We start from the raw sequence: 10,702 nt of genomic DNA, 5'->3' as shown, positions 1-10,702 counted from the left end.
GCCTGTACCGCGCCGAGCGGCGCGGCGTCAGCTCGCAGCGCACCTTCCCGTCGCGCATGCCGGTGTTCTCGCTCGACCGCATCTACACCCGCGGCTTCCGCTGCACCGGCACCTCGGTGCCGCGCGGCGCGGCGTGGGCGCGGATGTCGGATCACCTGCCGCTGGTGGCGGAACTCGAACTGGAATGAGCCTGCATTGACCTCGACCGCGACACGGACGCGCAAGCACCACCGCCGGCACGGCGAGCCGCCGCTGCCTGACGACCTGTGGAGCACGCTGCCGCGCGCGCTGTTCTGCGGCGACAACCAGGTCGAGCTGTTGAGCGGCGGCGACGAGCTGTTCCCGGCGATGGCGCGGGCGATCGACGCGGCGCGCCACGAGGTCTGGCTCGCGACCTACATCTACCAGCACGAAGGCAGCGTCACCGCCGTCACGCAGGCGCTGCTGGCAGCGGCCGCGCGCGGTGTCGCGGTGCGCGTGGTGCTCGACGGCTTCGGCTCGCGCGCCTTCCTGCCGCAGCTGCAGCCGCTGTTCGAGGACGGCGGCGTCGACCTCGCGGTGTTCCGGCCCATCACCAGCTGGTGGAGCTGGTTCCAGCCCGGCCAGCTGCGCCGGCTGCACCAGAAGCTGTGCGTGATCGACGGCGAGGTCGGCTTCGTCGGCGGCATCAACCAGATCGACGATCGCATCGACCTCGTGCACGGCGCGACCGAGCAACCGCGGCTCGATTTCGCGGTGCAGCTGCGCGGGCCGGTGGTGGCGCCGGTCGAGCAGGCGATCCGCGCGGTGTGGACGCGCGCCGACCTGGGCCAGGATTTCCGCGAGGAGATGGTGGCCCTGGCGCGCAGCGCCGAGCCGATCGCGCGGGCCAAGCGGCTGATGCGCCGCCTGCGCATGCCGCGCGCCAAGGGCCTGCAGCTGAGCCCCGATGCGCTGCCGYCGGTGCGCGCGGCCTTCGTGCTGCGCGACAACCTGCGCCAGCGCCGCACCATCGAGCGCAGCTACATCGATGCGATCCGCAGCGCGCGCGAACGCGTCGACCTGATCAGCCCGTACTTCTACCCCGGCCGGCCGTTCCGGCGCGCGCTGCGCGATGCGGCCGACCGCGGGGTGGCGGTGCGGCTGCTGCTGCAGGGCAAGCTCGACTACCGCATCGCCGGGCTGGCCGCGCGCGTGCTCTACGACGAGCTGCTGACGCACGGCGTGCGCATCCACGAGTACACGCCGGCCTACCTGCACGCCAAGGTGGCGGTGATCGACGGCGACTGGGCGACGGTGGGCAGCTCGAACATCGATCCGCTGTCGCTGTTGCTGAACCTCGAAGCCAACGTGATCGTGCGCGACGAGGGCTTCGCCCGCTCGCTCGCGGCACGCTTCGATGCGGCGGTCGCGCTATCGCGCGAGATCGATCCCAAGCTCGCCCACCCGCGCACGCTGGCCGGCACCTTGCGGCGCGGCTTCGTCGCGTGGTGCGCGCACGTCTACCTGCGGATCGCCGGGCAGACCGGCCGCTATTGATGGCCGCCGACGACCTGGTGATCGAGCGGCCCGAGGGCCTGTACTGCCCGCCCGGCGACTTCTTCATCGACCCCTGGCGGCCGGTCGAGCGCGCGGTGATCACGCATGCGCACGGCGACCATGCGCGCCGCGGGCATGCGCACTACCTGGCATCCGCGCCGTCCGAGGGCGTGCTGCGCGCGCGGCTCGGCGACGACATCACGCTGCAGACGCTCGCCTACGGCGAGGCGATCGAGCACCATGGCGTGCGGCTCTCGCTGCACCCTGCTGGCCACGTGCTCGGCTCGGCGCAGGTGCGGCTGGAACATGGCGGGCGCGTGTGGGTCGCGTCGGGCGACTATTTCGTCAGCGGTGCGGGCGACGACAACGCCACCTGCACGCCGTTCGAGCCGGTGCGCTGCGACTGCTTCATCACCGAATCGACCTTCGGCCTGCCGATCTACCGCTGGCAGCCGCAGCGCGAGGTGTTCGCAGACATCGACGCCTGGTGGCGCGCCAATGCCGAGGCCGGCCGCGCGAGCCTGCTGATGGCCTACAGCTTCGGCAAGGCGCAGCGGCTGCTGGCGGGGGTGGATGCGTCGATCGGGCCGATCGTCGTGCACGGCGCGGTCGAACCGCTGAACCAGGCCTACCGGGCGGCCGGCGTGGCCTTGCCGCCGACGCAGCTCGCGACCGAGGTCGCCGACAAGGCCGGCTTCGCACGCGCGCTGGTGATCGCGCCGCCGTCGGTGCAGGGCTCGCCGTGGACGCGCCGCTTCGGCGAGCACGGCGATGCGTTCGCGAGCGGCTGGATGCAGCTGCGCGGCACGCGCCGCCGGCGCTCGATCGACCGCGGCTTCGTGCTGAGCGACCATGCCGACTGGCCGGGGCTGCAGCGCGCCATCGCCGCGACCGGTGCGAGCCGCGTGATCGTCACCCACGGCTACGAGGCGGTGATGGTGCGCTGGCTGCAGGAGCAGGGGCTGCAGGCCGGTGCGTTCCACACCGAATACGACGACGAGCGTGACGACGAACGGACGGCCGCGGCCGACCCGGAGCCCGCCGCATGAAGCGCTTCGCGCGGCTCTTCGCCGAACTCGACGCCACCACCGCCACCTCGGCCAAGGTGGCGGCGCTGCAGCGCTATTTCGCCGAAGCCGCGCCGGGTGACGCGGCCTGGGTGGTGTACTTCCTGTCCGGCGGCAAGCCGCGGCAGGTGGTGCCGACCGCGACGCTGCGCGTGCTGGCCTGCGAGCGCGCCGGCATCAGCGACTGGTTGTTCGAGGAGTGCTACCAGGCGGTCGGCGACCTCGCCGAGACGATCGCGCTGGTGCTGCCGGCACCGCAGCACGAGAGCGATGTCGGGCTGGCCGAGTGGGTCGAGCAGCGGCTGCTGCCGTTGCGCGGGCTCTCGCCGGCCGAGCAGGCGGCACGCATCGCCGGCTACTGGGACGAACTCGACGCCACCGGCCGCTTCCTGCTCACCAAGCTGATCGGCGGCGGCTTCCGCGTCGGCGTCAGCAAGCTGCTGGTGCAGCGCGCGCTGGCCGCGCACGCCGGGCTCGACGCCAAGCTGCTCGCGCAGCGCATGATGGGCTGGACCGATGCGAAGCAGACGCCCGATGCGGCGCGCTTCGCGGCGCTGGTCGTGGGGGAGGGCGAGGGCGCTGCGCCGCTCGGGCAGCCGTATCCGTTCTTCCTCGCGCATGCCGTCGAGGGATTGCCGCCCGAGTTCGACACGCGGCTCGGCGCGCCGGGCGACTGGCTGGTCGAATGGAAGTACGACGGCATCCGGGCGCAGATCGTGCGGCGCGGCGGCGAGACCTGGATCTGGTCGCGCGGCGAAGAGCTCGTCACCGAGCGTTTTCCCGAGGTCGTGGCGCTGGCCCGCGAGTGGCCCGACGGCACCGTGCTCGATGGCGAGATCCTGGTCTGGAAGGGCGATACGCCGGCGCCGTTCAACCTGCTGCAGCAGCGCATCGCGCGCAAGACGCTGACCAAGCGCGTGCTGGCCGACGCGCCGGCCAGCTTCATCGCCTACGACCTGCTCGAGTGGGAAGGCGTCGACTTGCGCAGCCGGCCGCAGCGCGAGCGGCGCGCGTTGCTCGACGCCGCGTCCGCAGGGCGAACGATGCGGGTGTCACCGGTCGAGCAGCGCGACAGCTGGGCGGCGCTGGCCGCGCTGCGCGAGGAATCGCGGGCGCGGGGCGTCGAGGGCTTCATGCTCAAGCATGCCGAGGCGCAGTACGGCAGCGGCCGGCGCAAGCAGGAGGGACTGGCGGGCGGCACCTGGCTGAAGTGGAAGATCGACCCGCTGAGCGTCGACGCGGTGCTGGTCTACGCCCAGGCCGGGCATGGGCGGCGCGCGAGTGTCTACACCGACTACACCTTCGCGGTGTGGAGCCGCCCGCCGGCCGATGCGGCCGAGGCGCAGGCGGTGGTCGAGGCGATCGCCCGGCGCGAACCGGCGCAGCCCGGTGCGCTGCAGCTGGTGACCTTCGCGAAGGCGTATTCGGGTTTGAGCGATGGCGAATTCGCCGAGGTTGACCGCATCATCCGACAGACGACCCTCGAAAAATTCGGGCCAGTACGCAGCGTGCGGCCCACACTGGTGTTCGAGCTCGGCTTCGAGGGCATCAATGCGAGCCCGCGCCACAAGAGCGGAATCGCCGTGCGGTTTCCACGCATGCTGCGGATCCGCAACGACAAGCCTTTGCATGAGGCCGACAGCCTCGCTACGCTGCAGGCACTGATGAGAGAGAGGGAGCCTTCGCATGACGGAGACAGCTGACACATCCTACGACTGCGACCTGTTCGTGATCGGCGCCGGCAGCGGCGGCGTGCGGGCGAGCCGCATGGCCTCGCAGCTCGGCGCGAAGGTGATCCTGGCCGAGGGCAGCGCGCTCGGCGGCACCTGCGTGAACCTCGGTTGCATCCCGAAGAAGCTGTACAGCTACGCTGCGCACTACCACGAGGCCTTCGCGCAGGCGCGCGGCTTCGGCTGGGCGCTGGCCGAGCCCGTGTTCGACTGGGACGTGCTGAAGGCGCGGCGCGGCGCCGAGATCGCGCGGCTGAACGGCGTGTATGCAGAGCTGCTGCGCGGTGCCAACGTGCAGCTGGTGCGCGGCTGGGCCAAGCTGCTCGATGCGCACACCGTGGCGGTGAAGACGACGACGCACGAGCAGCGCTTCACCGCGCGGCACATCCTGCTGGCCACCGGCGGCGAGCCGCTGCGCATCGAAGGCCCGGGCGCGCAATGGGCGATGAGCTCCGACGACATGTTCGACCTGTCGCCGTTCCCGAAGCGGCTGGCGGTGGTGGGYGGCGGCTACATCGCCTGCGAGTTCGCTTCGATCTTCCACGGGCTGGGCTCGAAGGTGACGCTGCTGCACCGCGGGCCGCAGCTGCTGCGCGGCTTCGACGGCGAGATGGCGCGCTTCGTCACCGCCGAGATGCGCAAGAAGGGCATCGACATCCGGCTCGAGTCGCGCATCGCCGCGGTGGAGCGGCGCGGCGAGGTGCAGCGCCTGCAGCTGGCCGACGACAGCGTGCTCGAGGCCGACACCGTGCTGCACGCCACCGGCCGGCGCGCGCGCAGCCGCGGCCTGGGGCTGGCCGAGGTGGGCGTGAAGGTCAACGAAGACTGCACGGTGCCGGTGGACGAGGGCTTCACGACCAACGTGCCCTCGGTGCACGCGCTGGGCGACCTGGTCGGCCACAAGGCGYTGACGCCGGTGGCGCTGGCCGAGGCGATGGTGCTGATCGACCGGCTGTTCGGCGACGGCCGCCGGCCGGTGCTCGACTACGCGACGGTGCCGACCGCGATCTTCACGCACCCGCAGGCCGCGACGGTGGGGCTGAGCGAAGAGGTGGCGCGCACGCGGCACGGCGTGCTGCGCATCTACCGCAGCGAGTTCAAGCCGCTGCAGCACACGCTGAGCGGCAGCACCGAGCGCACGCTGCTGAAGCTGGTGGTCGACGACGCGAGCGACCGGCTGCTGGGCGCGCACATGGTGGGCGGCGATGCCGGCGAGGTGCTGCAGGGCTTCGCGGTCGCGGTGCAAGCGGGGCTGACGAAGGCGCAGCTCGACCGCACGATCGGCATCCACCCGACGGTGGCGGAGGAGTTCGTGACGATGCGGGTGGCGGCGTCGAGGGGGTGATCGCACGACGTCGGGCACCCGGGCCCGACGACGGACAATGCGGGGTTTCGCCCCGCCTGCGTCCCCATGTCCCTGACCGCGCTCTGCCTCGTCCTGACCGCCGCCCTGCTGCACGCCGCCTGGAACCTGGTCGCCAAGAAGGCCGGCGGCGACAGCCGCTTCGCACTGCTGTGCAGCCTGATGATCCTGGTGCTGTGGGCGCCGGTCGGCATCTGGGCCGCCTGGGATGCGGTGCCGCTGTGGGGCTGGAAGGAATGGGCGCTGATCTTCGCGAGCGGCATCGCCCACCTCGTCTACTTCAACGTGCTGCTGCGCGGCTATGCGGCGAGCGACCTGACGGTGGTGTACCCGGTGGCGCGCGGCACCGGGCCGCTCATCAGCTCGTTCGGCGCGCTGCTGCTGCTCGACGAGCACATGAGCCTGGGCGGCGTGCTGGGCGTGTTCGCGGTCACCGGTGGCGTGTTCCTGATCGCCGGCGGCCCGTCGCTGTGGGCGCGCGCGCACGACCCGGTGCAGCGGCAGCGCGTGATGGCGGGCCTGGGCTACGGTGCGGCCACCGGCTGCATGATCGCGCTGTACACGCTGATCGACGGCTACTCGGTGAAGGTGATGCTGATCTCGCCGATCCTGATCGACTACTTCGGGAATCTCGCCCGCGTGCCGTTCATGCTGCCCGGCGCGCTGCGGCGGCCCGAGGCCTTCATGGAATCGGCGCGCGCGCTGTGGCGCCACGCGCTGGTGCTGGCGGTGGTCAGCCCGTTCGGCTACATCCTGGTGCTGTATGCGGCGCGGCTGGCGCCGCTGTCGCACGTGGCGCCGGCGCGCGAGGTGTCGATGCTGTTCGCCGCGCTGCTCGGCGGGCGGCTGCTGGGCGAGGGCGAGCGCGGGACGCGCATCGCGGGGGCGGCGTGCATTGCGGCGGGGGTGGTGGGGCTGGCGACGGGGTGAGTGCAAGGTCTTCGGATCTTCGTGCCCGATCGCAAACGGACGGAGATGCATGACGTGACGCAGGCGGGAACCGACGACGGGTGGGCGTGACTCAGGGTGACGTGCTGTACGCAGGAGTGGTTGCGGCGATGCGCGTCTGATGTTGCTCCGCCCAGTCAATCACATGAACACGACCCGACAGATCTCTCGCTCCTGCAGCGCTCCCGGCTGGAATCAAGCCTCGCTCAGGCGAACGCGCCAAGCCCGGGGGCCCACCGGCACGACGAGCAAGTACGCCGCGCTGAATGCTCACGGCCCGACCCTGGTGCTTCAGGAGCGGATGGTGGGGGCGAGGACGGCGGCGGCCCTGGCGTTGTTTCCCGTCGCCTGGGACGAGTTCCGCCGTGTCCTGTCGGCACTGCCTGCGAATGCGCTCTGGTCGATCGCCCTCACGCAGGGCGAGTCGACGAATCGTTTGAGCCGGGCGTTCGAGGAGGTCTACCCATCCTCGACGGGTGGCTGCGGAACAGAGCTCGCGGCCCTGAGGCATGACGTCAACGTGTGCGACCTCGTTGCACCTGTCCTGCAAGTCCTGCTGATCGATCTGGTCGGCCGGTTGCCGAGGCACCTGCAGCAGCCAGTCGCCGTGAAGAATGTCGGTACGCACTGGTGGTGCGAAGTCGGAGAGGGCCCGAAGGCGGTCGTGTTCGACTTCTGGGTGGCGCTGCCGGAAGCGCATCTCCAAAGCGAGGGCGTCTTTTCGCGCCAGGTCGGCGCGAGCGTCCATTCCGTCTGGTATCCGGGAGAGCCCGTCACCCTCGATTGGCAACGGCTTCGCCGTGAGGGCCACCCTGCGTGGCTGAGCGCGCCGTTTGCGGTCACGCCGGCGGATGACCCGGGCTGGGCGGATGCATTCGCCGACGGCTTGCTGGCGGGCGAGATGCCGATCTTGTGGAATCGCTTCGAATCGATCTCCGGGAACACGGAGCGCGAGCACCTCGGGATGGCGGCGAACGAACGCACGGTCTACGTCGATCGCGAGAAGGGGCAGCGCTTCAATGGCGATCTGATCGACGACACACGTCTGAAGGAAGTGCTGAGGGGAGAAGCCGCGCGCCGTCGGAGCGGGTTCCCTGAGCAGGCGCTTCGGCCGCGCATCCAGGCCCTGTCACCTGCCGCGTGGTTGAAGACCCTGCGCACTCACGCACGGCGTGGTGACATGCTGCTGGTGTCGGCTTTGCTTCGTGATGCGGGCGATGCAGCGCGAGCGCGGCACATGAATGCAGCTGGACTTGCGTCGGTGCTGAGGGATGTCGCAGGGAAATATGGCGGAGATGACGGGCAGGTCATCGAGGTCGTGCACGCACTGCTCGATGCCGGCGCATCACTCGATGATGCCGACGAGCGCGGAATGACCGCGCTGATGCATGCCTGCGAAGCCGGCCATCTGGCGCTGGCCGATGCACTGCATGCGGCGGGAGCAGGCGCCGAACTGCTCGCGTCGGACGGCAGTACGGTGCTGCATCTGGCCTGCAGTTCATGGCGTGCCGATGAGATGGCGGCCTGGTTGCTCACGCTGCCCGGGTTGTCAGCCCGGCTGACGGGTTGCAGGGACGAGCGCGGCAAGACACCCGCCGATCGTGCACGCGTGGCGGGTCGCGACGTTCTGGCCGAGGACCTGGCCGACCGCGCCGCCGGGAGGCGACGCGAGGATTGAGTGCCACGAGGGTCACCCCCGCACGAACGCCCTCAACTCCCCCGCCATCCGCTTCAACGACGGCTGGTGGATGTACATCATGTGCCCCGCCTCGAAGTAGCTGACGCTGATGTTCTGGCGCAGCGGCTCGCGCAGCCCCAGGTGGCTCAGCGTGTAGTCGCCGGCGGCATGCGGCGTCGCGAGGTCGTAGTACCCGCTCGCCACGTACACCCGCATCGCAGGGTTCGCATGCATCGCGCGCCGCAGGCTGCCGCCGACGTTCACGTACTTGCCCGCGAAATCCTTCCAGCCCCACTTGTCCCAGATCGGCGCGTGCACCACATAGGGCGCGTCGGTCTCGAACTTCAGCGTGTCCTTCAGCAGCCGGTTGATGCCGGTCGCATACGCGCCCAGCAGGTTGCTCATCGCCGGGTCGCCCTCGGGCTCCTCGCCGGCATCGTCGCGGTCCAGGCCGAGGAAGCGGCTGTCGAGCCGCCCCACCGTCTGGCCGCGCTCGCGCAGCAGCTCCTTGAAGTAGCGGAACTCGCGCGGCCGCAGGTCGCAGCGCAGTACGTACGCGGTGCTCAGCCCGCTGTACAGCGCCACCTGCTCGGCGATGCGCTGGCGCGCCTTCGCGTCGAGCGCCGAGCCCTGCATCAGCGCCACCGTGTAGTCGCCGAGCGCGAAGGCCTCGGCCGCCGCGATCACCTCGGCCAGCGGCTTCTTCTGCAGCGCCGGCGCCAGCGCGCGGTGGTACCAGGCGGTGGCCGCATAGGTCGGCAGGAACAAGGGGTAGGGCAGCTCGTTGCCGTGGTCGAAGTGCAGCGTCTGCAGGTCGACCGCCAGCGACACCAGCATCACCCCGTTCAGGAACACGTCGTGCTTGTCCTGCAGGTGCAGCGAGAGGCCGGCCGCGCGCGTCGTGCCGTAGCTCTCGCCGATCAGGTACTTCGGGCTGCCCCAGCGGCCGTAGCGCGCCAGGTACAGCCGGATGAACTCGCCCACCGCGTCGAGGTCGCGCTGGTAGTCGTGGAACTCGGTCACCTTCTCGCCCTCGACCATGCGCGAATGGCCGGTGCCCACCGGGTCGATGAAGACCAGGTCGCTGTCGGTCAGCAGCGTGTGCTCGTTGTCGGTCAGCGCATAGGGCGGCGGCGGCGCGTTGCCCATCTCGTCGGTCACGACCCGCTGCGGGCCGAGGATGCCCAGGTGCAGCCACACGCTGCTCGAGCCCGGCCCGCCGTTGAAGCTGAACGTGACCGGCCGCGTCTCGGGCTTCACGCCYTTCAGCGTGTACGCGATGAAGAACAGGCTGGCGCGCGGCTTGTCGGCGCTGCGCTGGCCGTCGCGCTGCTCGTCCTCGCGCAGCACGATGGTGCCGCAGGTCACGCTGTAGTCCAGCTTGCGCTTGCCGACGACCGTGCGGTGTTCGGTGGTGACGAGGCGCTCCTTCGGCTCCCGCTCTTTCGTGTCCCTCGCGTCCCGTTCTTTCGATTCCTCGCGCGAAGCAGGCGAGGGCGTGGACTTGTCGGCAGGGGTGTCGGCCATGGGAGATCGCTAGAGTGGGGGCACTACTGTACCGGCACCCCATGACCTCTGCTCCCCTCCCGAACCAGCAACTCGCCGGCGTCGACTTCACCAGCCGGCCGACGCGCCGCAAGCCGATCACCGTGGCGCGCGGCCAGGCGTCGCGCGATGTCGTGCGGCTGGAACGCGTCGACACGCACGAAAGCTTCGACGACTTCGCCGCATGGCTGCGCACGCCCGGCCCGTGGCTGGCTGCCTTCGATTTCCCGTTCGGCCTGCCTCGCGAGCTGGTGCAGGCGCTCGGCTGGCCGATGGACTGGCTGCCGTTGATGCACCACTACGCCGGCCTGTCGCGCGACGAGATCCGCACGCGCTTCGCGGCGTTCTGCGATGCGCGGCCGGTGGGCGCGAAGTTCGCGCACCGGGCGGCCGATGGCCCGGCCGGCTCGTCGCCGTCGATGAAGTGGGTCAACCCGCCGGTCGCGTACATGCTGCATGCCGGCGTGCCGCTGCTGATCGATGCCGGGGTGGACCTGCCCGGGCTGCACCCGGGCGATGCACAGCGCGTCGCGCTCGAGGGCTACCCCGGCCTGCTGGCGCGCGAGCTGATCGGCCGCCGCTCGTACAAGGCCGACGACAAGGCGCGGCAGACGCCCGATCGCCTGATCGCCCGCAAGGACCTGCTCGAGGCGCTGGAGCAGGGCCGCTCGCGCCTCGGCCTGCGGCTGCGCCTGTCGCATGCGCAGCGCGATGCGCTGGTGGCCGATGCGTCGGGTGATCGGCTCGATGCCGTGCTGTGCCTGATGCAGGCGGCGTGGGCCGCGGGGCAGGCGGGCTTCGGCCGGCCGACGGATGCCGACCCGCTCGAAGGCTGGATCGTGTCGTCTTCTCT

At 70.8% G+C, this 10,702-nt stretch carries 9 protein-coding genes; 8 read left to right on the top strand and 1 reads right to left on the bottom strand.

What is annotated here, in order from left to right; genetic code table 11:
• The 7 genes from AC1D01_RS09060 to AC1D01_RS09030 all read left to right on the top strand — a co-directional run.
• The coding region (locus AC1D01_RS09060; RefSeq protein WP_477865715.1) for an endonuclease/exonuclease/phosphatase family protein at positions 1–188 on the top strand (188 nt) is incomplete at its 5' end.
• Between the two features lie 7 nt (positions 189–195).
• Positions 196–1,518: a cardiolipin synthase ClsB gene (gene clsB, locus AC1D01_RS09055; protein WP_477865714.1), complete on the top strand. Its 1,323-nt coding sequence runs from the start codon at positions 196–198 to the stop codon at positions 1,516–1,518.
• Positions 1,518–2,567 carry a ligase-associated DNA damage response exonuclease gene (locus AC1D01_RS09050; RefSeq protein WP_477865713.1) on the top strand — a complete coding sequence of 350 codons (1,050 nt, stop codon included), beginning with the start codon at positions 1,518–1,520 and terminating at the stop codon, positions 2,565–2,567. The genes clsB and AC1D01_RS09050 overlap by 1 nt, the downstream gene beginning before the upstream one ends.
• Positions 2,564–4,288 (top strand): ATP-dependent DNA ligase, encoded by a 1,725-nt coding sequence (locus tag AC1D01_RS09045; protein ID WP_477865712.1) that lies wholly within the window; start codon positions 2,564–2,566, stop codon positions 4,286–4,288. The genes AC1D01_RS09050 and AC1D01_RS09045 overlap by 4 nt, the downstream gene beginning before the upstream one ends.
• Positions 4,272–5,660, top strand: a complete 1,389-nt coding sequence (gene gorA / locus AC1D01_RS09040) for a glutathione-disulfide reductase (RefSeq protein WP_477865711.1) — start codon at positions 4,272–4,274, stop codon at positions 5,658–5,660. Before AC1D01_RS09045 ends, gorA begins: the two co-directional genes overlap by 17 nt.
• 66 nt (positions 5,661–5,726) lie before the next feature.
• Positions 5,727–6,608 carry an EamA family transporter gene (locus AC1D01_RS09035; RefSeq protein WP_477865710.1) on the top strand — a complete coding sequence of 294 codons (882 nt, stop codon included), beginning with the start codon at positions 5,727–5,729 and terminating at the stop codon, positions 6,606–6,608.
• 163 nt (positions 6,609–6,771) lie between these two features.
• Complete coding sequence (locus AC1D01_RS09030; protein ID WP_477865709.1) at positions 6,772–8,304, top strand: ankyrin repeat domain-containing protein; 1,533 nt, start codon at positions 6,772–6,774, stop codon at positions 8,302–8,304.
• Positions 8,305–8,316: 12 nt separating this feature from the next.
• Here the strand turns inward: AC1D01_RS09030 and AC1D01_RS09025 are convergent, their stop codons facing one another.
• Entirely contained in the window at positions 8,317–9,831 is a 1,515-nt protein-coding gene (locus AC1D01_RS09025) for a S10 family peptidase (RefSeq protein WP_477865708.1), read from the bottom strand.
• Between the two features lie 41 nt (positions 9,832–9,872).
• Between AC1D01_RS09025 and AC1D01_RS09020 the strand changes: the two genes are divergently transcribed.
• Positions 9,873–10,702 (top strand): DUF429 domain-containing protein (locus tag AC1D01_RS09020; RefSeq protein WP_477865707.1); only part of this gene is annotated, 830 nt, incomplete at its 3' end.

Source organism: Rhizobacter sp. P3_B12 (assembly GCF_056402895.1).
This window is presented reverse-complemented; position numbering and strand designations above follow the sequence as displayed.